Source organism: Bacillus sp. 179-C3.3 HS (assembly GCF_047229225.1).
Taxonomy (GTDB): Bacteria; Bacillota; Bacilli; order Bacillales; family Bacillaceae; genus Bacillus.
In genome coordinates, this window is record NZ_JBFEFT010000009.1 from 59,113 (window position 1) to 85,720 (window position 26,608).

Below are 26,608 nucleotides of genomic sequence, written 5' to 3' on the forward strand. Positions count from 1 at the left end.
TAATAAAAATCTATTGATTAAGCGAAGAACTCTCATAAAACGATCATACATGAATATTTGACATAATTCATGGCATATTATTGGAGCCTCTTCCTCTGTTTCTATTTACTAGTATATACGATCTATGTTCATTGTAGGTTTCATCAACATCATATTTTACAAAAAAAATAATCATCAAGAGAAATGATTCATGCCGAAAACAAATCGTTTCATGTGAAACTTTGTCGAATGATCGTCATTGACAGGCTTGGCTGATGTTTAGCCGGGAATTCTGATTTCATATGTTGATATAGAAAGGATTGAAAGAAATACGGGTAAACCCTTTCGTTTCCTTCGATTCAACTATTTCTTTATACTTGTGAATAGAGAATTTACACCGCATTGATAGAAAGGAATGTTGATGATGCCATCACTTCATATACTAGATCAAGTTGCCATCCCTAAAGGACAAACCGCACAAGAAACATTGGTTCATACAACTCAACTGGCACAGCTGGCTGAAACCCTTGGCTATGAACGTTATTGGTTCGCCGAGCATCACAGCACAAAAGGACTTGCCAGTACGGCTCCAGAAATATTAATGGCTCATATTGCCGCTCACACCTCGACCTTGCGTACAGGATCTGGCGGCATTTTACTTCCACAGTACAGCCCTTTTAAAGTAGCAGAGGTCACGCGGCAACTTGAAGCTCTATATCCAGGGCGCATTGAGATCGGTGTCGGGAAATCGCCAGGCGGAATTGAAAAGACTAGGCTCGCACTAACAGACGGTATCGATAAAGGCCTGTCTCAGTTTGATCGCCAACTCAAGGATCTTCTTTATTACTTATCAGACAGCTTACCTGCGGATCATCCCCATAAAGGAGTAACAGCGGCCCCACTCACAAGTAGTCAGCCACCGGTGTGGTTACTTGGGCTCGGGGAAAATAGTGCGAAGCAAGCGGCTGCGCTTGGGATTCACTATATATTTGGCCACTTCATCCATCCAGGTCGGGGCAGGCAAGCATTTGAAACGTATCGTTCGCATTTTTCGCCCTCTTCTTTTGCACCTCAGCCACAATCCATGTTTGCTGTTTTTGTGATATGTGGAGAAACAGATGAAGAAGCCAATCGAATCGCCAGCAGTACAGATTTATGGCTACTTCGTGTTGAAAAAGGACTCGATAGCCGCGTTCCTTCGATCGATGAGGCCATTCATTATCACTACACCGAACAAGAAAAGAAAAAAGTGAAACAAAACCGCCAGCGAATGATCGTTGGTTCGAAGCAAACAGTCAAAGAACAATTACAGATCTTGATGGACCGCTATCAAACAGATGACATCATGATCTTAAACAATACATTCGATCCACTTGAAAAACAGCGCTCCTTTGAACGAATCGCGAACTTATTCTGAAGCCATCTATCACACATGGCTTCAGGGGATCTTGACTTCGTTGCTCGTCATGCGGCTGCTACAATTAGATGCAAATTGTAACATGTACATGTCAACATCATTCCTTCTGTCATCTGAATGCAAATGTACCTTCCAATCGTTAGCGAACTGTAAATGAATTGAAGGTGTACCTTTTATATAGTAGAGGTAAGAATCATTGAATGGTTCATGATGCTAAGAAGGAAGGAGACGATGTTGCGATGAGAAAGAGGCTAGACTGGGTCGATGCGGCTAAAGGAGTTGGAATCCTATTAGTGGTGATGGCACATGTGCCCATTCATGACGGGATCAAGCAATTCATTTATTCCTTTCATATGCCGCTTTTCTTTTTACTATCAGGGATGATGTTCCGACCATCCGCACACGCTGCTACTTCATTTATTCAGAAGAAGGCCAAAAGCCTGCTCTTGCCCTATCTTTATTTCTCCGTGATCACGTATGTATTCTGGCTCACCGTTACCCGTTTTTTCGCATTTAAAGGTCAAACAGATATTGACCCCTTCATTCCTTTTACAGGTATTTTTATTTCCAATGCAGATGAAGCAAGGCTAGCACATAACCCAGCGATCTGGTTTTTAACCACACTCTTTTTAGTAGAGTTGTTATTTTTCAGCTTGCACCGTCTCACAAAAGGTCAAACGGCTTACCTACTCTTACTGACAATACTATGCGGGGGAGTAGGCTATGCATCGACCTTGTTTTTAAACCAAAGCCTTCTTTGGAACGCCAATGTCGCCTTCACGGCTGTTGTGTTTTACTCGATTGGATTTTTGACAAAGCAGTGGTTTGTCGAACTCAAAACAAAGCACACGCTTCTTTTATGTACAGTGCTGTTTGTGGTCACGGCTTACTTTCAAAGTTTTCATTCGCGAATTGACATGCGGGTGAATGAATATGGCAACCTCTTCATTTTTTACACCTGTGCTCTCCTTGGTTCAGCCGCTGTGATATATGTCAGTTTTAAATTGCAAAGGTCATCCATTCTCACATATCTCGGACGTCATTCCATTGTCATACTCGTCTTACAGTTTACCGGAATTGACATGATGAAAGCCATTGTTTATTACGGGCTCGGCCTTGATATTTCTGATACGACACAGCTCTCATGGACACTCTTTTACACAATCGGTACATTGCTGCTCATGATGCCATGCATCTCATTTTTAAACAAAAACCCAATACTGCTTGGCAAAACGCCCATCACCACACATCGCTATGAACAAAAAACATCCGCTAGTTAAACCTAGCGGATACGTTTTTCTTATTCATTCATTTGGGAAGGATACAGCGTCATGCCCCCATCGACAAATAATGTTGTGCCCGTGATATAGGCAGCTTCTTTTGATACGAGAAATGCGGCAGCTGAACCGATCTCTTTCGGATCACCAAACGCTCTCATTGGAATCTTCTCCAGTTGCTTTTGTTTTTTCTCTTCATCCTGTAAATCGTCATTTGTTTCAGTCGCCATGGTACCAGGTGCAATCGCATTGACCCGAATGCCGGCCTCCGCATAATCAAGGGCTAGCGTCTTCGTCATCATATTCATGCCTCCTTTTGACGTTGCATAATGAACGTTGAATGGGCGTGGAATTTCCTGATGGACACTAGAAATATTTAAAACCGACCCCTTGATCTCATGCGCCAACATGTAGTCGATGGCTGCCTTAGCTCCTAAAAACGCACCTGTGAGATTGACGTTTATGACTTTTTGCCATTGATCGAGTGTCATCTCATGCGGCAGCGCTTCTTCACCATTAAAGCCTGAGTTATTCACAAATACATCCACCGAATGGAAATGTGCCAATGCTGCATTCATTAACGCTTGAATCCCTTCCTCGTTGGAGACATCTGCCTGTACTTTCACAGCTTGTCCTCCATACTGCTGAATGGCTTTCACCGTCTTTTCAGCTCCGTCTTCATCGCCTTTATAATTCACCACCACATTCATTTTTTCTTGCCCGAACCGAATGGCGATCGCCTGTCCTATTCCTTTGGAAGAACCTGTGATAATGGCTGTTTTTCCTTTTAAATCTTGATACATCCTTGTTTCCTCCCATCACGTGCTTCTTGCTGATACAAGGTGGTTACCCATTTTCAAACATAAAAAAACACAACCCCCTGATTCTAGTTGAGGGGATTGTGCTGACGATGATATTAAAACGTGTTATAGACATTTTCACATGTTTCTGCTGTTGGCTGATAAAAACAATGCGCCTTAAATCTCGCCACAAATGGCTGGTTATACCATGTAGAAGGACAATCTCCAGGCGGTCTAAAATACCAAAGACTAAATTTAGCTGGCCAGAACCGTTCTCCGTTTACGTTCCTACGCGCGAGTGTTTTTTCACTTTCACGCGCCCTCTGGTAAAAGTACCCATGTGTGACCGCTTCAAATGCATGCTCCTGATAGATCATTTGTGGAATCGTACGCAGCCCTTTAAAGTCCGAGCAGTTGGCCCGTATCCGATTGATGCCCACATTCCCGACAAGCAGCATCCCTTGTTTCCCTTCGCCCTCTGCTTCTGCTCTTAGCAATCTGGCTAATAAATTAATATCAGAGCTTGTCGCCCTTACCACTGCCATACACCCACCTCCCATTTCTTTTTATTTTATGTCGCGTTTCTGTCTAAATGACTGTAAAAAACACGAACAGCGTCGATAGCCCGTCTATTGTTGAACTGCATTTGCCTTTTATAAAAACCTCACGCAACCCATATGAAAATAAACATAACAGGAAAAAATATTCATTACTATAGTCTCATTTACAGGTCATTAAAATCTTCCTAATTGCGACAACTTCTTGAAAAACAGTCATTTAAACCTATTCAACAAACCGACAGAAAGACTTAAAATATAAAATGTTGAGTTTTTACAGGAGGTTTCAAACAATAAAATACAAGTTTCTCCTGACAACATAGTGTCATTTTTACTATTTGAAGCCCATTAGCTGCTATAACATACCAAGTTATTGACAGTACTTTGCTTCAACCTACAGTAAAAAATATACAATATGTTCTTTTTGTGCAAAAAGAACGATATGAGCTATGACTTTTCCAATAAAATTCACCATGAACCCAAGGAGGAAATATCATGTTTAAAAAGAAATTATCCCTGTTTCTTCTGATTTTGTGTGTAACAGTTGTTGCTGCTGCTTGTAGTGGCGGGAAAGACAAAACATCTGCTAAAGAAAATGATACAAAGAAATCCCTTGATATAGCAGAAGTTAAAATAGAAAGTGCAGAGTACACATTACCGCCTCAGTACGATACATCTGTCCAAGATGATCAGTATGTATTGAAAGTGAACGTCTCTGTTAAAAACATCAGCAAAGAACCGATCAATGTTGACAAGGGCGACTTTACGCTTTATCAAGATGATGCACAAGTATCGACCATCTCTCCAGAAGACTACAGTGAAGTATTATCTTCTAGCTCTTTAAATGCAGGTAAAATATCAAAAGGCGGTCTTTTCTATGTCGTTGACAAAGACAAAGACTATCAACTGATCTATACAGAACCATTTACTAAAACTGGCAAAGACGAAAAAACACTTGAATTCGACATTAAAGGAAAAGACTTAATGAAAAAGGCAGAGACACTTCAAGCATCTGCTAAAGCTCTTTCTTCTTATATTGATGTGATGATTTTCGGACAAAAGAACGATGAATTCGAAAAGCTAACAGGCGATAACAAATCAACGGTTATCAACGAATTTGATAAATCATTTAAGCAAGGATATATTTCTTCTTCTGGTATTTCATCAAGCTCTGCTAAAGATGAGGACCTAGATAAACTATTAAAAGCTGTCAAAGAAACACTAGCTAAAAACTCAAAAGTATCAACAAAAACAAAATCAATTAGTGGTGATGAAGCAGTCGTCACTGTGACCCTCACACCAATTGATGCAAGTCCACTTGTGGAACGCTTGAAAGATAGAGCTACTGAATTCTACAGTAAAAACCGTTCAGCTTCATACGATGAAGGACAAAAATACTTACTCTCTGTCTACCCAGATGAGTTCAAAAAATTAGGGCCATCTTCTTCTGAAGAAATAGTAGAAGTGACCATGAAGAAAAATGATATTGACCAATGGAAGCTTGATTTAAACGATTATAAAACAGGCACATTGGTTGAAAAGTTCATCAAGAACTAATGAAAAAACCCCGTTCCCCGGGGTTTTTTTGTTATGATTGATACTTGTACTACTTATGTAAAAGCAGCGTATTTACTAAGTGAATCGTAAATCTAGGAACTTGATCTACTTTTAGTCATCAGACAAAAGGTGTAACAACTGGACCTATTAGAAATGGTCAAACGATTATCGAAGTAGATAATTTCAAAAGGAAGCCCAAGAGAGGATTATCATGTACAATTACGAAAAGCTATATAAACAGTATTTATATAAAAAAGATCAATTGATTTTTACTAAAGAACGAGTCGTTGAGATGATAACGTCTAAATTTAAGGCTAGAGAATTTTCAAAAGCAAAGATTTTAGATTTAGTAAATGATGATCACTTTGAATATACTAAGATATATAAATGTTTTGTCATTGATGATCCGAGTATGTTGATTCAATTGTTTTCGAATGAGGAAAAAAAAGATCACCGTGAAGAAGTACTTTATAATCGTCTTCATCCGTTAAACCCTAAAAGAGTCGAAGATTGGGAGTATAATCACTTATTGCGTGATGAACAAGAAGGTAGCAGAATTGATATCATTTTAGAAAGTAAAGATGGGTTATATATTTCAGAATTTAAAGTAAGAGCTAGTTGCGAAAAGCTTGATAGGTATATAAATGCTTTAATTGTAGGTGCACTTATTGAAAATGGGTTAGCAGAATATCCAGATGATATTCATGACGAGTATTTTCAATTTTATTTAGAGGGCTTGGATCAATTCGGGTTCTTAAACTGAAAAATACAGTGATTGGCATTCACCTGAAAACGCCCTCTATGATCATAGAGGGCGTTTCTTTATTTGGCAAGCATCCATTTTTCTTTCATAAACATGACTCTGACGACCACAAATAAGATCACCACAACGAGCGCAGTAGAGCCTAGTGTGAGTGCAATCGACATCGGATCAATGATCCCAAACATCATTTGTTTGCATAGTGCGTGAATATTAAGGAATGGGACAGCAAAGTAAGACGTATCAAGCTGAGAAGCACCCGTTCTCATCGTAAAGAACATCGGAATGACACCTAGTGTAATGATCATAGACATATATGATTGCGCTTCTTTAACTGAACCAGACGCGACACTGATGAGCAACTCCATGATCGAGACCATAAATGAGAAGATGATCAAAGCGACAAGCATGACACCAACAATCGCCCATACTTCATCCCCAAAGTTTAAAGCTTGCTTTAGTTTTTCTGTAAAGAGCAGGGTCGATAAAAGAAGCATACCAATCGCAACGATTCCGCTAATGATCCCAAACATGGAGACAGCGAGCCATTTGCCGATTAATAGCTGAAGCCTGTTAGCTGGCGTCAGGAATAACGCTTCAATGGAATTGCGGTCTTTCTCACCTGCAATAATATCGAGTGCCGCTGGTAGAGCACCTGAAATGACAGACGTGATGAGTATCATTGGGAGTAGAACCGATAAAAGCATCGTTGTCGTACCGCTTTCAACGTCTTCTCCTTCCTCTACATCAATCGACTGCACCTCAAATGGGTGAATGAGTGATTGACTCACTTGATCGTCTGCTAAACGCTTTTCAACGACTTGGTTTTGGTACTGTTCCAATAGGGATTGAAGCATTTGAACCGCCACAAGAGACTGATCGTCTGTAGTGTACCCATGAACTTTCATCACAAATGACTTTTGATCTTGAAGCTTTTGTTCTACATCTTTAGGCAGTTCTAGATAGGCATTGGCCTCGCCATCTTTCACCGCTTGCTCTGGATCTTCAAATGTTTCAAGTTGTATATGTTTGACCTCTTTGATCATTTGATTCATGTCAGATGGTAGCTTTTCATTGACAGCGACCGTATACGTTTCGTCACCTGGGTCTGCAATCATGCTTTCATAAAAGAACACCAATCCCAGCATAGTCAAAAGAGGGATGAGAACCGTTAAGAACAGCGTTTTTCGATCTCTTAACGCATCCGTCATTTCTTTTTTAAATACCGTTTTCCACATTATACATTCCCCCTTGCGAGCTTCGACATAAAGATATAGTTCAAGTCTTCACTCTGTTCTTCCTGATACAATTCTGGAAGTGTTCCTCTGTAGACAAGCTCACCTTGATGAATCATCATCACACTGTCACAAAGCAAGCTCACTTCTTCCATGATATGGCTTGAGAATAAGATGGTTTTGTTCTGTTGCTTTAACTGTTTGATAAAATCTCTGAAAATATTACTTGATGTAATGTCCAAGCCAGTCGTTGGTTCGTCGAAAAGGATAATATCAGGATCATGAATCAATGTTCTGGCAATCGCCACCTTTTGTTTCATTCCTCGTGAGAAACCTTTCACCTTGCGATCCATGTATTCTCTCATTCCAAAGCGCTTAGCCAAATCTTCTATTCTTGCTTTTATTTCATGCTGGTCTAAACCATATAATTTACCGAAGTATTCAAGGTTTTCTCGTGCCGTGAGACGATCGTAAAGCCCCGTCTCCCCGCCAAATAAGACACCAATTCGTTTCTTTACCTCTGTTGCATCTCTCACTGTATCAAATCCTGCCACATTCACTGTTCCATGATTCGGTTGCAAGAGGGTCGCAATGGTGCGAAGTAACGTTGTTTTCCCTGCCCCATTCTCTCCTAATATGCCAACAACTTCTCCTTCATTCACGGAGAACGACATGTGTTTCACAGCCTTTACGACTTTTTTCTTATCTGTAAACCAGCAACTGCAATCGCTGAGTGTAATCATTTATTTTCGCCCCTTTCGTCTATCTAAGTCTATGATAGGGAAAATCATGCATGTTTGACATATAAATGTCGCGAAACGTCCTTTTTCTGTCTCGAAATGACCTTTTTCTAAATAACAAATGGTAAAATAGACAAATAATACGAACAGTCATAGGTGATTTTTATGATAAAAGTAGGTCTTGTCGATGATTACCGAGTAGATTTAGAGAAGTTACACGCCATTGTCAGCCGATTTGAGTCCGTTGACATCGTCTTTGCCACGCAGTCGGCAGAGGAGGCATACGAGATGGTCAAACAAGGAGATATTGATTTATTATTTGCAGACATTGAAATGCCGGGGATGTCGGGCTATGAGTTAGCTGATTTGATTCATTCTCACGCATTGAAGGTTGATGTTGTGTTCGTGACAGGAAATAGCGGATATGCTGTCCATGCGTTTGATTTGAAAGTCCATGACTATATTATGAAGCCCTATCATGCCGATCGAATCGTTGCATCCTTTGAACGATACATATCCACTAAGCAGGAGAAGAGCATTCATGGACGGCTTCTTATTAAACAGCAGTCAGATATCCATGTGTTGCAGAAGAAAGATGTGATTTTCGTTGAACGAACAGGCAGGTCAACGACCATTGTGACAACAACTGGAGACATTCAGACGTATCAGACATTAACCGAGTTAAAAGGTGATTTAGCCGAGAAGGATTTTATCCGCTCACACCGCTCGTTTATCATTAATATTCATTACATTAAAAACTTTTCAGCGTATGCAAAAAACTCCTTTATCGTGTCCTTCGAAGGAACAGATAAAAAGGCCATGATGACCAAACAGCAACTAGAGTACTTTAAGAAATACTACTTTTAAGGAGAACGAATGTGAAAGCGATCTATCTTGGATTCCGTTTATATATGCTTATATGGTTAGTCTTCGCCGTTCAATCGATCATTGTATCCTTTTTACCTTTTGCTTCAGTGGTTTTGTGGGTTCTCTCCTTTGGTGTCGTTTGTCTATACACGCTCATTGTCTACAAACGGTTTTTGCCCGGTGTGAGCGGATATATCATCTTAGGGGTTTTCGTACTCGTTACTTGCGCTGGACTCTTACCGCTTCTGACGGAAGCCAATTGGCAGGCTCGTCTTTTGACTTTCATCATTATCATCACAGCTGATATCCTCTCTTTACACATGATGCAAACTGAGCGTCAGCTGAACGGACGTGTTCAAGAACTCACAAAGGCTGAATCGAAAACAAATGAGCTGTTACTTGAGCTACGTAGCAAACACCATGAAACAGCCAGACATTTGAACGCCTTTTCTACATCCAACGATGAGCATGAAATCAAAGCTTTGATTCAACGATACGTCAAACATTTCCCTTGGATCAAAGGAGAGAATGCTTACTTGGCCTCCACCTTACATACTTTTTTCCAGCGAGCTGAGAAGGAGGGGATTGATCTTTCATTAGATCTTCAAGCCCCATTTTCTTCGCTCCCTTTTTCCAAGGCGGATCAAGTGAGTTTTACGGGCAACTTACTCGACAACGCACTGGATGCAGCCATTGAAGCCAAGCAAAAAGGAGTAGAGGGGAAGATTTCGATCACAACTTCTATTCGAAGCGGACTCTTTTTAATCCATTGTGAAAACAGCACAAAAGGGATGGAGAAACACGTATTGGATCATTTATTTCAAACATATGGGCGTTCCACAAAGGGCGGAGATCATCAAGGGATGGGAACTTATATTATTCACAAGCTCGTTGAACAAGCAGAGGGGACGCTCGATTTTACATATCGGTCACCAAACCTCCGCATCATCTTTAAAATTCCCATCACCCATGCATAAAAAACTCAGGTGCCACCACGCACCTGAGTTTTTATTTAAGAAAAGATATCATCAATATGCTGAATTTCCTCTTCTGTTAATTGAACATCATTTGTTTTCAAGTTTTGCAAGACTTGCTCTGCTCGCTTCGCACCTGGAATAATGGCATCAATGCCGTCTCTTGTGAGAAGCCAAGCAAGTGCAACGTGTGCGGTTTCCGCTTGTTTCGATTGTGCGATCGCCTTCAATTTCTCTACCTTTTCAAGATTCTCTAGAAAAGCATCACCTTGGAAAAGTGGATCTTTCGCTCGAATATCATCAAATGTTGCATCTTTTGTAAATTTGCCTGTCAACAAGCCTGATGCCAATGGGAAATAAGGGATAAATGAAATGTGATGCTCTACGCAATATGGGAGAAGATCTTGCTCCGCCTGACGTTTTAACAAGGAATATTCTGATTGAAGTACATCTAAGTATCCATCTTTGTTAAAGGTTTGAAGCTGTTCAAAATCAAGATTCGATGCACCAATTGCCCTAATTTTCCCTTCATCCTTTAACTCTTTCAATGTACCCGCCACTTCATCCAATGGCGTTTGACCATCTGGGAAGTGCATATAATATAAATCAATATAATCCGTCTTCAATCGCTTGAGACTATTTTCTACCTCTTGTCTTAAGAAATCACGGCTATTATCCAGTTCGATTTGACCGTTTACTTCCTTATGAGCCCCTTTTGTGGCAAGGACAAGCTTCTCTCTACCGCCTCTTTTGGCGATGATCTCACCGATTAATTCTTCCGAACGACCGAGTCCATAAATAAAGGCAGAATCTAAGAAATTAACACCGTGATCAAGAGCTGTTTCCACAAGCTCTCTTCCAGCATCTTCACTCAAATTCGGGAATAAATTATGTCCCCCTACCGCATTCGTTCCAAGTCCTATCGGATTCACCTGTAAGTCCGTTCGTCCAAGCGTTACCTTTTTCAAAAGCTCATCTCCCTTTTCTACTTAATCATCCTTATTTTCCCATGGATCCTTTTCAACATTCAAGTATTCCGCTCTCCGATGATCCATTGTAAATGAATCTTTTGTTTTGAATCGTACAAATGTTTCTTATTTCTATCAATTCAAGACTTTTATATAATCAATAGTTAAAAGATAGAAGGAATAAACAAAACCATTCGAATATACTAGTATTTATTGCTCACCAACTACATGTTTTCGAGGATTTTTGTGTAAAAATCGATAAAAATAGGAACTAAAACCTATTCCTATCTTCGAATAAAATTCGTTAGAATAAGTAGTGCATAACGTCATTAGGATATTTTCCCCTGTAACTCCCGAATATACCATTTATATCTGTTTCTTTTTTCTCATACAGATGACGGGAATAGATTGACGAAAGAAAAGCAAAGGAGCATTAACGTGAATCTTAAAAAAATAAGTGTACTGCTGATGATTTCATTCGTCATGATCATCTCTGCTGCTTGCCAGAGCTCATCAAAATCAACGAATGCTGACCAAAAATCAACGAAAACAGTAGATGTAAAAGTAAATAGCTACGAATATACGTTACCAGATAGCTCATCAACAACCCTTCGAGAGAATGAATTGGTATTAAAAGTAAACCTCACGATCACAAATAAGAGCGACAAAGCCATTTCATTATATAACTCTGACTTTTCTCTTTATCAAGATGACGCCAAAGTATCTGACTTGTCATTTTATGAAAGTAAAGACTATCTAGATCTTGACTCATTGAATAAAGGAAAGTCTGCTAAAGGTGCTCTTTACTTCTTAGTCGACAAAGGTAAACAGTATCAACTTGTCTACCAAGAAAGCCTGAATAAAAACGACGAATCGATTGAAATTGATCTCGATGGAAAAAAAATACTTGATACAGCGAAGAAGCTAGAAGACCCAGCAAAAGCTTTATCTGCATATACCGATATCATTGTTTTTGACCAGAAGAACAATCAATTTTCAGATTTAACTGGCGACAATCAATCAGATGTTGTGAATAAATATAATGAGAAGTTTATTAAAGACTTTAAGAGAAGTGCACGTATTTACGGAGATGAAATCAGCGACAGAGAAATACTCTCCATGTATAAACGCATGCAAAGCACAATGAGAGATAAAGCCAAAGTCGAAGCTACTGTCAAAACGATCTCAGATGATGAAGCAAAAGTCGTTGCAAAAGTAACCGGCATTGATGCATCTAACTTAGGAGACAAACTAGACGAGGCAAGAACAGAATTTTATAACGGAAAAATTCGCTCTAAAAAAGAATTGTACAAAAAAAGCTTGGATCTGTACGTAACTGAGTTCGAGAAGCTTCCTCCAATGTCGAGCCCTGTTGAGTTTGAAGTGAAAATGAAACGTCATGGAGATGATCAGTGGAAGATCGATCTAAACGATTTTCGCACAGAAAATTATATGGGTGGCTTTATCAAAACTAGGTAATGACATATAAAAAGACGCGGCCCTTGAAGGGTACCGCGTCTTTTTCATGTTGTTAAACAGTCGCCTCTTGCTCTTCTTGTACGGCTTTTTCAATATCTTTAAAGCGGCTTGATACAGTAGAGGCACTAATACCATATTTTTTAGCGATTTGTGCTTGAGAAAGCGGTGCATCACTTGCAAGCGAATGAATATAATACTCAATGCCTGCAGCAAACGAGGCAGCTTTACGGATGACAGGTGACTTTTGATCACAGTATGCTTTCCAAACGGTTAACGCACCATCTGTTAGACTTTGATCACCATGCTCTTGCATTCCGTCTTCAATCAGCTTCGCTGTCTCGAGTTGCGCTTCGTTTGCCCAGCTCATCCGATCCGCTGACAAACTTGTACTACTTTCTTTTTGAGGAGACACTTCTGACTCTTCGACTTCTTGTTTCGCGAACATGCGCTTGAGCACTTCAGGGAATGATTCTCTCATGAATGTACTGCGCGCTCCTCCATTTGCCTCATATGCTTCAATAAGCGGACGAATCTGAAGAAGTAAAGTATCTGTAAACTCCTTCGCAAACATCGTATACTGAATGAAAAACTCTGCTTTTTTCTCAAACTGAACAGGGAAACCAAGAACAAGACTGCCCGCCTCAGGTAACACAGTTTGATCAGGTTTCACATCCACTTCAACCTTCTCAGCAGTCACCATATTTTCAAAATGTAGAGATTCATTTGTTTTTTCATTTAGTAAGAGCAAAGACGGCTCCATGTCTGTCCAAGATTGCACCACTTGTTTTGTTTTCGGACGAGTAATATCTTCTGCTTTCTTTGACAGAAACTCACTAAAGATGGTTTCACCCTTCTCAGTCAATGGACGGAAGAAGATGCCCCATACACTCAAATGAAAGACAGAGATTTGTTGCGTTTCTTTGTCCATATCTGCAAGAAAAGAAAATTCATTAATGAATTGATTAATGGCTCTCTGATGCTTAGAGAAGGCATAATTCATTAAATCCTTTTGAACTTGTACAGCTTCCTTAAACACAAGCTCAGACGTTTGTTCTCCGCCTGACTTTTGACCACAGCAATGTTTATATTTTTTTCCGCTTCCGCAAGGGCAGAGCGCATTTCGTTTAATTTTTCCCAAAATAAAACCTCCGGCATTCTAGTCTAACCTCACCATTTTACCAAACGAATGCACAAGAGGGTTTCATTTTCGAGAAAAAAGAATAGTCGGAATGATCAGAAATATAGTTGAATCACCTGACATGCATGGTCGATCGTAGGCTAGAGCGCGATTAGCACACGCCTTTCTGTTTATATTCTCCATTCACTCCAACATATTTCACTCAGTTCATTCCTTCATATAGCTGTTTTGCTTCAAAGTAAAAAATTTGAACGAATTTCTTCGTATTGACCCTGCCCGTTGATCCTGTTGATGAAGATGTCTTCTGCATCTCCTTCATCCTCTGGCTCACATCTGTAAAATCAAAAAACTTAGAAGCATAGTGCTCAAACTTAGGATTTGAAAAATCTGTTAATCCTAGTGAAGCGAAATGATTCAAAGAATGATGAATCGCTCGTCTAATACGCTGCTCTGCCGCCTTTACTTCCCTCATCACTTCCACATCAGTCGCTCCATTGTGTAGCTTTCTTTCCGCCGTTTTGATAAAGAGCTGCTTTAATGGCGGAAAATTGACTTCGTGGGAATTGGCTGTCTGGGTCTCATGTAAGTAATTCAGAATCTCAAGTAAATCCTTTGAGCCGCTCTCTCCAACAATACCTAATTCAGATAACAGGAACTCACCTGCTTCTTTGATTGTTCTTCGCTTCGATCCACTATTCACATCATTCGAAATCACTGGCTCTAGCGGAAGAACATGTCGTAGAGAGGCTTGAATATCGTAAATCGATTTCTCAAGCTTGATCCGCTCGATGACCTTTCGAATGACACTGACGATCTCGATGCGATTGACTGGCTTATGAATGTAATATTCAATCCCCAGTTCATACGCTTCAGCCATCATCTCCTTCGCCTCTACTTGAGAAATCATAATGACTTTGCCTTTGAATTCATGTTGAATATGACGAATCGTTTGAATACCATCTCTTGCAGGCATTAAAAGGTCAATTAACAGGATGTCTACTTTTTTCAAGTTTAATGAATGTGCTTCTAAAACGTCACCATCATCTGCTTCATCCACGACCTCTCCTAAATCCTCATCCTCAATGATTTGACTTAAAATCGAGCGAATTGCACGATCATCATCTGCAATAAAAAACCGCATACACTCACCCTCTCTGTATTAATTTTTGTATAGGTAAGACGAGCTGAAAAGCGGTCCCTTTTGTTTCTTTTGATTCGATCTGAATTTGGCCACCAAGCGTCTGAACCAGTTCTCTTACATAAGATAAACCAATCCCAGTAGACGGTGTGCCATGTGCATCAAATTTTGACGTATAACCAGGATCAAATACAACCTCTTTCAATTTATCAGGGATACCTGGGCCGTCATCTTCAATCCGAACTTCTATTTTATCATGGATGCCTTTCAATACGATCATAATCGTCCCTTGACCTTCTATCGCTTCCACCGCATTGGCCACTAAATTATTAATCAAAGATAAGAAAATAAAGACGTGATAATCATGCAAATGGATCCCGCGTATTTCCGATTGAAAGATAATATTTTTCCCTAAAGATTGTGCATATTTCTCTTGTATGCGGATCACAATGTGCACAAGTTCTTCTGCTTTCATGTAGTCCTGCATATTTTCTTTTGAAATCAGCTTAGAAAGTCCCGCATAAATACGCTGATTGTCCTTTTTCACTTCATGAATTTCTCCTGCGAGCTTTAATAACTCTTGACTCACTTTCTTCCCTGCCTCATGTTCATGTAAGAGACGATAAAGGCGATATGATTCTTGTGTGATATGTTCTGTGTGCTTTAATGTCTTTTTAAGATGAACAGTTTCTTCATATAAATTGGAGATGACCATCATCATATGCTCGTTTTGTTTGAGCATTTGCTTTTCTCTTGATTGTGCCTCATACAACCTCATCATGTTAAAAAAGCTAATCACGACAAAGCTGTGTGCAAAAGCAATTAAGATCATATCACTTAGCTTTGAAAACGTCATGGTTGTATCAAACATGAGAAATTGGGCAAACAACTCGACAAAATCTGCTATTAATTCAATCATAAGACAGATCAGTCCGATAAAAAATGATCGATGCTTATAACGCTCTGTACGAACAATAAAAAACAGGAAGGCATACGTAAAATAAAAAAAGAAGCTTGGTACATGATGATAAAACGAAGTAGAGACACCAGCCTTATGCTGAATGACATCTAATCCCACTCGAAACATGACAATGGCTGCTCCTGTTAGAAAGCCTGGCAACAGTGGCCTTGATTTTCTTAAAAGTAACAAACAAAAGAAAAACGCAGGCGGGCCAAAACTAATGCGAAACGTCTCATTCACAGGATAAAACTTCAGCTCTCCTGCAAGCGGGACAATAACAATCATAAAAATGAAAATGAAGGCGTCCTTTTTTACAAGTTGGTTTAGACTCAAATGACTGACATCCCTTTCCTGTTTTCATAGCCACAGTATACAAGGTGACGCTTTTCTTCACAATGTACAAAAAAATATTTTCAATTGGGCTCAGCTCTACAATATCTCTTTTTATGACTATTATCCGAGACAGTCAAGTGACCTTTCAGCTAGCTGTTTTTTAAAACAGAATCGACAATTTCTGGCATCTATTACACAAAATAGCCCCTTTTGATTTTTATTTGTAAGTTTTTTTGTAGATTTTCGTCAGATTGTGTAGTTTCCAATATAAATTGAATGAACAATTTTAGTGAAACTATATGTAAGCGTTTTCTGAATATTCACTAAATTTTCTCCCTGTTTTTTCGCCGTCAAAGCTCCCTATTGAACGTACATTTAGGTGTAAAGGAGTGGTACAAGCAGCGCATGACAAGTTCGTTGAAGATGTGTAACATGTTTTCGTGCCTAGTTGATCGCATTTTTTGTCATACGCCAATTCAATAGGGTACTTTTTTATTTTTGATTGGAGGAATCGTATGAAAACAACATTTTCTAATACTACACAACACGAATGCCAGCCTTCTGTTGATCAATGGGCTGAAGACATTCGTCCATTTTACAAAAACGGTCAAACTGCTGGTTATATTCCAGCACTTAGTCAAGTGAATTCCTCTCAATTTGGTATTAGCGTGATAGGCCCAGATGGATCTTCTGTTCGATATGGTGATTGGGATGTTCCCTTTACCCTGCAAAGTATCTCAAAAGTCATTAGCTTTATAGCTGCCTGTTTAGGAAGAGGCGTACCTTACGTCTTGGAACGGGTAGATGTAGAGCCAACTGGTGATGCATTTAATTCCATCTACCGCCTTGAGATGCACAAACCAGGGAAACCTTTTAATCCCATGATTAATGCTGGCGCTATTACCATATCTTCCATTCTTCCCGGTAAGACTTCTACAGAAAAGCTAGCATATATTTTCGATTTAATCGAAAACTTAATAGGTAAACGCCCTTTAGTGAATGAAGAGGTGTATCAATCAGAATGGGCGACTGCTCATAGAAATCGCGCACTGGCCTATTATTTAAAAGAAACCAATTACTTAGAGTCAGATGTTGAAGAAACGTTAGAGGTCTATTTAAAGCAGTGTTCCATTGAGATCACAACAGAAGATATCGCCTTGATCGGCCTGATCATTTCAAGTGATGGGTATCATCCGTTTAAACAGCTTCAAGTGATTCCAAAAGATATTGCTAGGCTAACAAAAGCTTTAATGCTGACATGCGGCATGTATAATGCATCTGGTAATTTTGCTGCATTTGTAGGTGTCCCAGCCAAAAGTGGTGTATCTGGAGGAATTATGGCTTGCGTTCCGCCAAGCGCAAGAAGGGAATTCCCGTTCCAGACAGGCTGTGGAATCGGCATTTATGGCCCTGCCATTGACGATTGCGGCAACAGTATTACAGGCGTCATGATGCTGAAAAAGCTCGCCAAAGAGTGGGATCTCAGTATTTTTTAAAAGAACAGTGATGAATTCGAAGAGGTGATGTTATGAACGAAAAAGCTTTGCTATCTTATTTAACACAAACAAATGATTTTATTTGGACTTATATCGTGATTGCTCTTTTACTTGGAGTTGGGGTCTACTTCACATATAGAACACGCTTCCTACAAATTAGGTTAATTAAAGAAATGGTGCTTGTTCTGAAAGAAGGAAGAAAAGAGAAAAAGGGCGTATCACCTTTTCAGGCATTTGCCATTAGTATGGCAGCACGTGTTGGAACAGGGAATATCACAGGTATTGCGATCGCGATTGCGATTGGTGGACCTGGTGCTATTTTTTGGATGTGGATTGTAGCCATCATTGGTTCTGCATCAAGCTTTGTTGAAAGTACATTGGCTCAGGTGTATAAGGTAAAAGATAAAACTGGATTCCGTGGTGGACCTGCCTATTACATGGAAAAAGGGCTTAACAAGCGTTGGATGGGGGTATTATTTGCTATCCTCATTACCATTTCTTTTGGTATTGTCTTTAACGCTGTTCAATCAAATACAATTACAGTTGCTTTTAATAATTCCTTTGGATTTGATCGCTTAACCGTCGGGATCATTATGGCTCTCATTTTCGCAAGCATTATTTTCACAGGGATTCGGTCGATCGCAAAAGCGTCTGAATATATTGTCGTTTTTCTTGCTGTTGCTTACATAGGAATTGCTTTCTTTATTATGATTACAAATATTACAGAACTTCCTGCCGTCATCGGAACCATTCTAAAACATGCTTTTGGTTTTGAACAATTCGCTGGCGGTACACTAGGCGGCGCTTTATTACAAGGGATTAAACGTGGTCTCTTCTCAAACGAAGCAGGTATGGGTAGTGCACCTAACGCAGCAGCCGCTGCCGTGACAAGCCACCCTGTCAAACAAGGTTTAATCCAAGCATTTGGTGTATTAATAGATACGTTAATCATTTGTACAAGTACAGCCTTTATTGTTCTGTTCTCCGATGCGTATAAGACAACCAATTTACAAGGGATCGAACTGACACAGGCTTCATTAAGTCAGCATATTGGGCCTTGGGCCTCTGGCGTCCTTGCAATTATGATTTTCTTATTTGCCTTTAGCACATTGATTGGAAACTATTACTATGGTGAGACAAATATTGAATTCCTTAAGTCAAACAAAGCGTGGCTCAACGTATATCGGGTTGCCGTGATTGGGATGGTTCTTTTTGGCGCTGTAGCAAAGGTAGATCTTGTATGGGGTCTGGCCGATCTGTTTATGGGGCTCATGGTCATTGTCAACCTCATCGCCATTATTATGTTGTCCAAAGTCGCCTTTGCAGCATTAAAGGACTATACAAGGCAGAAAAAAGAAGGTAAAGATCCTGTCTTTTATAAAAATGTCGTTCCAAACAATGAACAAATTGAATGTTGGGACGACGAGCCGATTTCACTCAATAAGAATCAACTTGGTTAACTGTTAAAAGCTCTAATCCTTTGATTAGAGCTTTTTCTTTTATCTCAAAAATTCGAGGATAAGCCGATTGACGACTTCTGGCTTCTCATGATTGATCCAATGCGAAGCATCATCTACAAAGATGAGCTGTCCGTTTGGACAAATTTTAATGGTTTCCTTCGCCAACTTTCTACTCAAAAACTGATCCTCCATTCCCCATATCATCCGGACAGGGACGTGTATACGTTTTGATATTGGCTTCTCAAAGCCCCCTTTTTTGACAGCACGATACCAATTCAGCATCGAGGTCATGGCTCCTGGCTGTGTCCAAGCAAGCTTATAGCTTGATACATCCTCCTTTGTGAACAAATGCGGTCTTGCTGTCAATCCAATGGCTTCATCCAGTCTTTGAAAGTTGTTTTCCTGAAGCGCCGCCTCTGGTACATTCGGAAGCTGAAAGAAAGCGATGTAGGAGCTTTTCTTCCACTGTGGCGGGTAAAAAGGGAGAACCTTCATCATTACTCGTGGATGTGGCATATTGACAATGATTAATTTCTCTACGTATTGGGAACGTGTGGATGCCAAATGCCATGCCACAGCACCGCCCCAATCATGTCCACCGATGATGGCTTTGCGATGTGGACTGAACGCTTTAATCAATCCCACAATATCATCTCTTAGTTGATCCAATACGTATGATTCAATTCCTGCTGGTTTATCACTTAGATGGTACCCCCTTTGATCAGGAACAACGACTCGATAGCCTGCTTCAGCAAGGGGAATGATTTGATTTTTCCAACCGTACCAAAACTCGGGAAATCCGTGCAGCAACACTAACAGCGGACCATCCTTAGGTCCAGCTATCGCTGTATGTAGCTTTACACCGTTTGTTTCGATATATTGAAACTCAATTTGTTCCATTCCTTTGCCACCCTTCCCCATGATTTATTATTCTTCCAACATAGCATATTTTCCATTTTTCAGAAAATAAAAACGCTCCCAAAAAAACCTCCACCACAGGTGAAGGTCTCTTCTTATTTCATATAATTCAGCACCCAGATCACACCATTTTTCCGGTCCTTGACCTGTCCGTGTAGTGCGCCAAAGAATGTGTCTTGTAATTCCACGAGCACTTCTCCATCTGCTTTAAGTGCTTCATATACCGCTTGCAGCTCTTCTTCACGATCGAATTGCATCATCAGCCTAAGATTCTCACTCTTTGGTGTTCTACCATACGTATCTGAAAAATGAAGGAATGATTCTCCAAGATGCAGTTCAGCATGCAACACACGTTGCTGTTGTTCATTTAAAATGTGAATCTCTCCACCAAATATGCCTTGATAATATTGAAGAGATTCTTTTACATCATCCACTACAATATAAGGACTCACGTTAAGCATCAAATTCAGCCTCCTCTCATTTCATACATGATCTCCTATCTAGCTTATCCCAAACAGAAAAAAAAGGCACAATTTTGCACCTTTTCTTATGAAGACTTTGCTATTTTACTGTGTTTGCTTGAATAAGCTGCATACATGATCAGCCCAATGAACAACCAAATTCCGAAGTATAGCCATGTCTGACCGGGTAAATTAAGCATTAGGAACAGACAGCATCCCATCGAAACGAGCGGTAATACCGGCACAAAAGGAACACGAAATCCTCTTTCAAGTTGCTGATGCGTCTTTCTTAAAATAAGCACAGATAAACTCACCATTGCAAATGTCAGTAATGCACCGATGTTCGCTAAATTGGACAGATTCTTTAAATCAAAAAATCCTGCAATAATTGCTGTCGTTATACCAATCATCCATACACTTGCTACCGGCGTATCGCTCCGATTTGTTTTCGAAAACACTTTCGGCAAGAGACCATCTCGCCCCATTGCATATGCGATTCGTGTTGCCGCATAATGATTAGCGAAAACCACCGCCATCAATCCAATGACGGCACCAACAGAAATGATCCCAGCTACACTATTTTGCTGGACTCTTTGGAGCACATAGGACATGGCTTCTGTCACATTCAGCTCTGTATAATGCACCATACCTGTCATGACCAAACAAACGACAATATAAATGATTGTACAAATGAGTAATGACCCAAGGATGCCAATTGGTAGGTTCCGTTGTGGGTTTTTCACCTCTTCCGCAGAAGCAGAAATTGCATCAAACCCTAAAAACGCAAAAAAGACAGCAGCGGAACCGGCGATCACCCCTTCAAATCCAAATGGCATGAATGGCTGCCAATTGTCTGGCTGGACATAGAAGCCCCCGACTCCAATGAAAAGCACAATAATACCAAGTTTCACAAACACCATCATATTATTGAATTTTTTACTTTCCTTTGTTCCTCTAGATAAAATCCACGTAATGAGTAATGCAACAAGAATGGCTGGAAGATTCATGAATCCTCCTTGTTGAGGCCCTACTAAAAATTCATGAGGAATTGCTACACCAAATCCCTCCAGCAAACTATTGAAATAACTAGACCAGCCACTCGAAACAGCCGAAGCGGTCACCATATAAACGGATAATAAGGTCCATCCCATTAGATGTCCCACAAGCTCACCCATCGTGATATATGAATAAGTGTATGCACTACCGAATACAGGAACGGCTGATGCCATTTCCGCATAACAAAGTGCTGCCAAACTGCATACAATGGCGGCAATCGCAAAGGAGAAAATCACAGCCGGTCCCGCATCCTTAGCGGCTGTAATACCTGTTAAAACCATGACACCTGTCCCGATTACAGCCCCTATTCCAAGAAGCGTTAGGTCAAGCCCGCCCAGTGTTTTCTCTACTTTCTGCTGCCTACTTTGTTCTAACAAATCGTGAATGTGTTTCTTACGAAGAATATGTCGCAAACCCTTTACCTCCAAAACTTAGAAAAACAAAAGATCATCCAAAATTCATTATAGCAGAATAGACATTACGCATTCACAACCAATTCACGTAATTTATTTTTCATCGTCTTGCCGAGTTTATTCTTTGGTAAATCTTTCGTAAAGTGTATGGACGGGACTTTGTAGTCTGCAAGACGTTTCCGGCAATAGTTCTCGATATCTTGTTCGCACAGATCAACGGAGTCGTCTTTCACGATATAGGCACTTGGCACTTCACCATACAATTCGTCTGGAAGACCAATGACGGCTGATTCAATGACGCCTGGGATTTGGTCAATGACCTCTTCGACTTGATCAGGATAAATATTATCTCCGCCGTACAAAATAACGTCTTTGTACCGACCAGTAATATAGAGGAAGCCATCCTCATCTATGTAACCGGCGTCACCCATATGGAACCAGCCATCTTTTAACACTTTCTCAGTCGCTTCTGGTTGCATATAGTAGCCTAGGAAATAAAACGGGCTTCTCATCACCACTTCACCGATTTCGCCAGTGGGCAAAGGCTGATGCGTCTCAGGGTCCACAATTTTCACTTCCACATCAGGATCGACTTTCCCGGCAGATCCCATTTTATCCTCACCCATTGGAGGATACCAAGCACTGACAACCCAAGCTTCTGTACTCCCGTATCCATGCATCATCTGAATTCCCGCCTTGCGGTACTCTTTGATTAAACGCACTGGCACCTTTGTTCCACCGGAAATGGCAAATTCAAAGGACGAGAGATCATACGAACCGCGTTTCATTTCTTCCAACATGTACGTATAAGCAGACGGGAATGCCATCATAAATGTAATGTGTTCTTTTTCAATTGTTTCAAGGATTCGCTTTGGTGTTGCGTCATTTAAAAAGACAAGGGTATACCCTTCTAGTGCACTTGCGATCAGATGATTGATCGAACTCATATGATACAAAGGGTGACTTGCCAAATACCGTTTTCCTTTTAAATCAAAGCTTTGTCTATCATGTCTCGTTAAAAATTGATAGAGTCGACCATGCCCAACCATACACCCCTTTGGATTACCCGTTGTACCGGATGTGAACAAGATCATGGCTAGATCACTCTCATCAACTTCCTCTGCAAGAACACCGCCATCATTTGAAGCCAGAATATCTTCAAACAGCTGTGTGGTCTTTGCATTTGCTCCGGATTCAATCATTAAACAATCTTCTAAAGAGACATTCACAGCTGCAAGCGTGTCTCGAAATTCACGATCAAAAAACAACGCCTTCGGTTCTGCCTTTTTCAAAATCCCTTCCAGTTCAAATGAGGTTAGTTGCAAGCTAAGCGGTACTGCCACAGCACCTGCCTTGATAGCAGCTAACATAATCGTGGAGTAGTGATGATTGTTTTGACAAATAAAACAAACCCGATCACCTTTTCGAATCCCTTTGCGATGTAAATAATGAGCTAGCTGGTCAATGCGCTTTGCATATTCCTCAAATGTATAAGACACACCCCCGCCAGTTACTGCCTCAATTTGTGATGAGCGTTCCATTCTGTCGTTTAGTAATGCCTGCAATGTATTCAATATCTTCATCTCCAAACGTTTGATTTCACTAGCCATTTCCGTTACATTGGATCGACTGGTTTCATTCTCATTCACATTCTAGAATAAAAATAACCGAAAGTAAAATCATTTCATTTTGGAATTATTCTTATAATTAATTGATAATACAGGAAATTTTATAGGATCTCTCCAATTTGGTTTAAATGATGTGGATAGTTATGATAAGATAGACCTATTAATCATTCGAACGATCAAATGCAATAGGAAAAGAGGTATGGAGAATGCAACATTTCGAGCTAGAAGCAAGTTTGTTAGACCATGCTTTGACGAAATATTTAAAAGCGACGAAACAAATTGATGAAGAGAATATTCCGAAAAACGTGACGAATGTCAAAGGGTTTATTTTGCGTATCATCTACCGCCATCAATCATGCACTGTGAAAAACATCTTGCAGGAAGTGTCATTATCTCCCTCTGCAACCACAACCGCTCTCAACCACTTAGAAGATGACGGTCTCATTATTCGCTCTAGAAATAACAATGACCGCCGGACAGTATGGATTACACTATCAGAAGCAGGTGAACAGATTGCCAAACAAATGATTGATAACCGACAATTACTCGTCAATCAACTGTTTAATCACCTGTCAGATGAAGATAAAAAAACATTTTTTGAGCTCATTGAAAAAATGATGGACGAGCAAACAATCAAGGCTTAGGCATCCCCTAAGCCTTCTTTTTATGGTTTTAAGATAACCTTGATACAATCGTCCTGCTTATCATTGAAGATTTGGTAAGCATGTGCGGCATCATCTAATGGCAGTTGGTGGGTAATGATTGCTTTAGGATCAATTTCACCGGATGCCACTTTTTGATATAACGTTGGCATGTACCCTCTTGCAGGAGCCTGTCCCATTTTTATTGTGACGTTTCTTGCGAAAAATGCACCTAAAGGGAACATATTGTATAGCCCGCCATACACACCTGTCAGCTGGACGGTTCCGCATTTCCGCACGGCTTTTGTAGCGATTTGGATCGGTCCAATCGTCCCACCTTGCAGCTTGAGCTTCTGTTCAATTTTTTCAAGCGGTGATTTTTTCCCGTCCATTCCTACACAATCAATGACGACATCTGCCCCGCCCTTCGTTAACTCCTTTAACGTTTCTCCCATGTCAGGATCTTCTGTGAAATCAAAAACTTCTACGCCGCTCATCCGCTTTGCGTGACGCAGACGGTAATCAATATAATCGATAGCAATGACTCGCTCCGCTCCTTTTTGCCATGCAAATTGCTGCGCCATTAACCCAACAGGCCCACAGCCTAACACAATGACCGTGTCACCCTTTTTCACACCAGCATGTTCCACACTCCAATAAGCAGTCGGTAAAACATCTGATAAAAACAGCAGTTGTTCATCCTCTAATTCGCAGTCATCCGGTATTTTAAAGGGCGTATAGTTTCCATAGGGTACGCGTAAATATTCGGCTTGTCCACCAGGATAATTCCCGAATTTCTCACTATATCCAAATAGTCCGCCTGAATCGTAATGTGGGTTCGAGTGATCACACTGGCTTTCTAAATGGTGATGACAATATTGACATTGCCCACAAGCAACGGTAAATGGAATGACGACACGATCACCCTTTTTCACAGCAGTGACGTTCGGTCCTGTCTCCTCCACCACCCCCATCGGTTCATGCCCAATGACATAACCAATGGGCAGCGGGAGATTCCCTTGATACAAATGTAAGTCTGACCCACAAATCGCAGTAGACGTAATCCGAACAATGACATCCTCTTGATCTTGAATCGTTGGGGCAGCTACTTTTTTTACTGCAATTCGATTTTTCCCTTGATAGGTGACAGCTCTCAATGCTTTTCCTCCTTTATATGAATCATCTTTACGTAGCTTCACCTTGATTGGATGATTCATGCCTAAAATGAGGAAAAACAAAATAGCCCATCGAAGATTCGACAGGCTTTCTAGCATTTTTTATCTACAAAATACACATCATACTGAGCTGATGCTTCAGGATCTAACATCGTGTTACCTTCTTGAATAAAATATGGACACATTCCTGGACTTTGTGCTTCTTCAAATTGATCATACACATTCTCAATATCTCCAGGAAGCAGCAAAATCAATATTTTATTTGTATGAGACATTAATTCATAAGAATGTATGGTATTTGGCGCAATATAGGCAAACTCACCTTGCATGAGGCAAATGTCCTCTCCGTCTAGATGAAGGGTCATCTGTCCTTCCACACAATAAAGTGCTTTCGTATGAATTTCATGGTAAAGCGTTGGGAAGCTTTTTCCCTTCGTTCCTTCAATGACTAAATGGCTGAAACTGCCCCCGGTTGTCTCTTTTGTCGCGATCAACTCATGAAGCTGCCCCTCAATCATATATTGCTTTCCTTCACCAGCCTCCAATACGTAAGGCTGTACCATTTGCGGCAACTCACTATGAAATAATAATGAGGGTTTGGTCGTTTTAGAAAGCTCTCTTATGCCATGCATCAGCATGATATCACTTTCTTGTTCTGCTTGTTGAAAACACTCTATATCAAATGCTTGATTTGTAAACGGCCATTCATCCATTTGGACTTGCTTCCCAATCGTTTGATAAAATGCTGTCATTTGTCCACCTAACGTAAATGAGATAAACCGTGTTTTGTGGCTATGCATCCTGTATCCATGAATGGTTTTGGGCGGAATGTGAATATAGTCGCAGGCCGTCACCATATATTTCTTACCGTCCAGTATGACTTCAAGCTTACCCTCTAGCACAAAGATGGTTTCAAATAATCCTTCATGACAGTGCAGCGGAAAATAAGCGCCTTTCCCACCTGAGATTAAAACAAGCTCAAACAGTTCATTCGTTTGACTTACGTCTGCCAGCACATGAACAAGCTGATTCTCCAAGCCATACAACCTTCCCGAACTAGAATCGGTATAAAAAGAGGTCCCTTTGGATTGCTTGAACGATTGCGGTTGCTCCAACATTCCATCACTCCTCGTGACTATTTGACTATCTCCATTATATAGACCAATTGATATAATAGATA

General features: G+C 40.3%; 24 protein-coding genes. 10 read left to right on the forward strand and 14 right to left on the reverse strand.

The annotated features are described in order from the left end of the window. Positions 1–403: 403 nt before the first annotated feature. Positions 404–1,396, forward strand: a complete 993-nt coding sequence (locus AB1K80_RS07990; protein WP_412856087.1) for an LLM class flavin-dependent oxidoreductase — start codon at positions 404–406, stop codon at positions 1,394–1,396. A gap of 239 nt (positions 1,397–1,635) precedes the next feature. Next, the gene (locus AB1K80_RS07995) at positions 1,636–2,676 is read left to right on the forward strand and encodes an acyltransferase family protein (RefSeq protein ID WP_412856088.1); all 1,041 of its coding nucleotides are present in this window, start codon (positions 1,636–1,638) and stop codon (positions 2,674–2,676) included. Positions 2,677–2,696: 20 nt separating this feature from the next. On the opposite strand, the gene AB1K80_RS08000 is transcribed toward AB1K80_RS07995, so the two are convergent. Both AB1K80_RS08000 and AB1K80_RS08005 read right to left on the reverse strand, forming a co-directional pair. Next, a complete protein-coding gene (locus tag AB1K80_RS08000; RefSeq protein WP_412856089.1) occupies positions 2,697–3,476 on the reverse strand; it encodes a glucose 1-dehydrogenase in 780 nt (259 codons plus the stop codon). 113 nt (positions 3,477–3,589) lie between these two features. Beyond that, complete coding sequence (locus AB1K80_RS08005) at positions 3,590–4,018, reverse strand: cell wall hydrolase (protein WP_412856090.1); 429 nt, start codon at positions 4,016–4,018, stop codon at positions 3,590–3,592. A 507-nt stretch (positions 4,019–4,525) separates the two neighbouring features. Here AB1K80_RS08005 and AB1K80_RS08010 point away from each other — a divergent pair. After that, positions 4,526–5,587, forward strand: coding sequence for a DUF5105 domain-containing protein (locus tag AB1K80_RS08010; RefSeq protein ID WP_412856091.1), 1,062 nt, complete (start codon positions 4,526–4,528; stop codon positions 5,585–5,587). A gap of 211 nt (positions 5,588–5,798) precedes the next feature. Then, positions 5,799–6,350, forward strand: a complete 552-nt coding sequence (locus AB1K80_RS08015; protein ID WP_412856092.1) for a hypothetical protein — start codon at positions 5,799–5,801, stop codon at positions 6,348–6,350. Positions 6,351–6,409: 59 nt separating this feature from the next. Here AB1K80_RS08015 and AB1K80_RS08020 read toward each other — a convergent pair whose 3' ends face one another. Both AB1K80_RS08020 and AB1K80_RS08025 read right to left on the reverse strand, forming a co-directional pair. After that, positions 6,410–7,585, reverse strand: a complete 1,176-nt coding sequence (locus AB1K80_RS08020) for an ABC transporter permease (protein WP_412856093.1) — start codon at positions 7,583–7,585, stop codon at positions 6,410–6,412. Beyond that, positions 7,585–8,325, reverse strand: a complete 741-nt coding sequence (locus AB1K80_RS08025; protein ID WP_412856094.1) for an ATP-binding cassette domain-containing protein — start codon at positions 8,323–8,325, stop codon at positions 7,585–7,587. The genes AB1K80_RS08020 and AB1K80_RS08025 overlap by 1 nt, the downstream gene beginning before the upstream one ends. Before the next feature lie 162 nt (positions 8,326–8,487). Between AB1K80_RS08025 and AB1K80_RS08030 the strand changes: the two genes are divergently transcribed. Both AB1K80_RS08030 and AB1K80_RS08035 read left to right on the forward strand, forming a co-directional pair. Further along, a complete protein-coding gene (locus AB1K80_RS08030; protein WP_412856095.1) occupies positions 8,488–9,189 on the forward strand; it encodes a LytR/AlgR family response regulator transcription factor in 702 nt (233 codons plus the stop codon). 11 nt (positions 9,190–9,200) lie between these two features. Further along, positions 9,201–10,166, forward strand: coding sequence for a sensor histidine kinase (locus AB1K80_RS08035; RefSeq protein WP_412856096.1), 966 nt, complete (start codon positions 9,201–9,203; stop codon positions 10,164–10,166). Positions 10,167–10,201: 35 nt separating this feature from the next. On the opposite strand, the gene AB1K80_RS08040 is transcribed toward AB1K80_RS08035, so the two are convergent. Next, positions 10,202–11,131 (reverse strand): aldo/keto reductase, encoded by a 930-nt coding sequence (locus AB1K80_RS08040; RefSeq protein WP_412856097.1) that lies wholly within the window; start codon positions 11,129–11,131, stop codon positions 10,202–10,204. 438 nt (positions 11,132–11,569) lie between these two features. Between AB1K80_RS08040 and AB1K80_RS08045 the strand changes: the two genes are divergently transcribed. Beyond that, entirely contained in the window at positions 11,570–12,610 is a 1,041-nt protein-coding gene (locus AB1K80_RS08045) for a DUF4352 domain-containing protein (RefSeq protein ID WP_412856098.1), read from the forward strand. A 52-nt stretch (positions 12,611–12,662) separates the two neighbouring features. Here the strand turns inward: AB1K80_RS08045 and AB1K80_RS08050 are convergent, their stop codons facing one another. The 3 genes from AB1K80_RS08050 to AB1K80_RS08060 form a co-directional block, all read right to left on the reverse strand. Then, the gene (locus tag AB1K80_RS08050; protein WP_412856099.1) at positions 12,663–13,748 is read right to left on the reverse strand and encodes an SEC-C metal-binding domain-containing protein; all 1,086 of its coding nucleotides are present in this window, start codon (positions 13,746–13,748) and stop codon (positions 12,663–12,665) included. Between the two features lie 202 nt (positions 13,749–13,950). After that, the gene (locus tag AB1K80_RS08055; protein ID WP_412856100.1) at positions 13,951–14,889 is read right to left on the reverse strand and encodes a response regulator; all 939 of its coding nucleotides are present in this window, start codon (positions 14,887–14,889) and stop codon (positions 13,951–13,953) included. 4 nt (positions 14,890–14,893) lie between these two features. Then, complete coding sequence (locus tag AB1K80_RS08060; protein WP_412856101.1) at positions 14,894–16,180, reverse strand: ATP-binding protein; 1,287 nt, start codon at positions 16,178–16,180, stop codon at positions 14,894–14,896. A 515-nt stretch (positions 16,181–16,695) separates the two neighbouring features. Here AB1K80_RS08060 and AB1K80_RS08065 point away from each other — a divergent pair. After that, positions 16,696–17,676: a glutaminase gene (locus AB1K80_RS08065; RefSeq protein WP_412856102.1), complete on the forward strand. Its 981-nt coding sequence runs from the start codon at positions 16,696–16,698 to the stop codon at positions 17,674–17,676. Positions 17,677–17,708: 32 nt separating this feature from the next. Then, positions 17,709–19,136, forward strand: coding sequence for an alanine/glycine:cation symporter family protein (locus AB1K80_RS08070; RefSeq protein ID WP_412856103.1), 1,428 nt, complete (start codon positions 17,709–17,711; stop codon positions 19,134–19,136). 39 nt (positions 19,137–19,175) lie between these two features. Here the strand turns inward: AB1K80_RS08070 and AB1K80_RS08075 are convergent, their stop codons facing one another. The 4 genes from AB1K80_RS08075 to AB1K80_RS08090 form a co-directional block, all read right to left on the reverse strand. Beyond that, complete coding sequence (locus AB1K80_RS08075; RefSeq protein WP_412856104.1) at positions 19,176–20,036, reverse strand: alpha/beta fold hydrolase; 861 nt, start codon at positions 20,034–20,036, stop codon at positions 19,176–19,178. Positions 20,037–20,149: 113 nt separating this feature from the next. Beyond that, on the reverse strand, positions 20,150–20,515 hold the full coding sequence (locus tag AB1K80_RS08080) for a VOC family protein (RefSeq protein ID WP_412856105.1): 366 nt from the start codon (positions 20,513–20,515) through the stop codon (positions 20,150–20,152). Positions 20,516–20,601: 86 nt separating this feature from the next. Then, positions 20,602–21,984, reverse strand: coding sequence for an amino acid permease (locus AB1K80_RS08085; RefSeq protein ID WP_412856106.1), 1,383 nt, complete (start codon positions 21,982–21,984; stop codon positions 20,602–20,604). A gap of 65 nt (positions 21,985–22,049) precedes the next feature. Further along, positions 22,050–23,558: a class I adenylate-forming enzyme family protein gene (locus AB1K80_RS08090; RefSeq protein WP_412856107.1), complete on the reverse strand. Its 1,509-nt coding sequence runs from the start codon at positions 23,556–23,558 to the stop codon at positions 22,050–22,052. Positions 23,559–23,818: 260 nt separating this feature from the next. Here AB1K80_RS08090 and AB1K80_RS08095 point away from each other — a divergent pair, with 260 nt between their 5' ends. Further along, complete coding sequence (locus AB1K80_RS08095; protein WP_412856108.1) at positions 23,819–24,256, forward strand: MarR family winged helix-turn-helix transcriptional regulator; 438 nt, start codon at positions 23,819–23,821, stop codon at positions 24,254–24,256. 20 nt (positions 24,257–24,276) lie between these two features. Here AB1K80_RS08095 and AB1K80_RS08100 read toward each other — a convergent pair whose 3' ends face one another. Together AB1K80_RS08100 and AB1K80_RS08105 are read right to left on the reverse strand one after the other, a co-directional pair. Further along, complete coding sequence (locus AB1K80_RS08100) at positions 24,277–25,410, reverse strand: zinc-dependent alcohol dehydrogenase (RefSeq protein WP_412856109.1); 1,134 nt, start codon at positions 25,408–25,410, stop codon at positions 24,277–24,279. A gap of 110 nt (positions 25,411–25,520) precedes the next feature. Further along, the gene (locus tag AB1K80_RS08105) at positions 25,521–26,546 is read right to left on the reverse strand and encodes a quercetin 2,3-dioxygenase (protein ID WP_412856110.1); all 1,026 of its coding nucleotides are present in this window, start codon (positions 26,544–26,546) and stop codon (positions 25,521–25,523) included. Positions 26,547–26,608 lie beyond the last annotated feature (62 nt).

Coding starts and splice junctions, on each gene's coding strand:
- AB1K80_RS07990 (WP_412856087.1), top strand. CDS start 404: ATGCCATCACTTCATATACTAGATCAAGTTGCCATCCCTAAAGGACAA.
- AB1K80_RS07995 (WP_412856088.1), top strand. CDS start 1,636: ATGAGAAAGAGGCTAGACTGGGTCGATGCGGCTAAAGGAGTTGGAATC.
- AB1K80_RS08000 (WP_412856089.1), bottom strand. CDS start 3,476: ATGTATCAAGATTTAAAAGGAAAAACAGCCATTATCACAGGTTCTTCC.
- AB1K80_RS08005 (WP_412856090.1), bottom strand. CDS start 4,018: ATGGCAGTGGTAAGGGCGACAAGCTCTGATATTAATTTATTAGCCAGA.
- AB1K80_RS08010 (WP_412856091.1), top strand. CDS start 4,526: ATGTTTAAAAAGAAATTATCCCTGTTTCTTCTGATTTTGTGTGTAACA.
- AB1K80_RS08015 (WP_412856092.1), top strand. CDS start 5,799: ATGTACAATTACGAAAAGCTATATAAACAGTATTTATATAAAAAAGAT.
- AB1K80_RS08020 (WP_412856093.1), bottom strand. CDS start 7,585: ATGTGGAAAACGGTATTTAAAAAAGAAATGACGGATGCGTTAAGAGAT.
- AB1K80_RS08025 (WP_412856094.1), bottom strand. CDS start 8,325: ATGATTACACTCAGCGATTGCAGTTGCTGGTTTACAGATAAGAAAAAA.
- AB1K80_RS08030 (WP_412856095.1), top strand. CDS start 8,488: ATGATAAAAGTAGGTCTTGTCGATGATTACCGAGTAGATTTAGAGAAG.
- AB1K80_RS08055 (WP_412856100.1), bottom strand. CDS start 14,889: ATGCGGTTTTTTATTGCAGATGATGATCGTGCAATTCGCTCGATTTTA.
- AB1K80_RS08065 (WP_412856102.1), top strand. CDS start 16,696: ATGAAAACAACATTTTCTAATACTACACAACACGAATGCCAGCCTTCT.
- AB1K80_RS08070 (WP_412856103.1), top strand. CDS start 17,709: ATGAACGAAAAAGCTTTGCTATCTTATTTAACACAAACAAATGATTTT.
- AB1K80_RS08075 (WP_412856104.1), bottom strand. CDS start 20,036: ATGGAACAAATTGAGTTTCAATATATCGAAACAAACGGTGTAAAGCTA.
- AB1K80_RS08080 (WP_412856105.1), bottom strand. CDS start 20,515: ATGCTTAACGTGAGTCCTTATATTGTAGTGGATGATGTAAAAGAATCT.
- AB1K80_RS08095 (WP_412856108.1), top strand. CDS start 23,819: ATGCAACATTTCGAGCTAGAAGCAAGTTTGTTAGACCATGCTTTGACG.
- AB1K80_RS08105 (WP_412856110.1), bottom strand. CDS start 26,546: ATGTTGGAGCAACCGCAATCGTTCAAGCAATCCAAAGGGACCTCTTTT.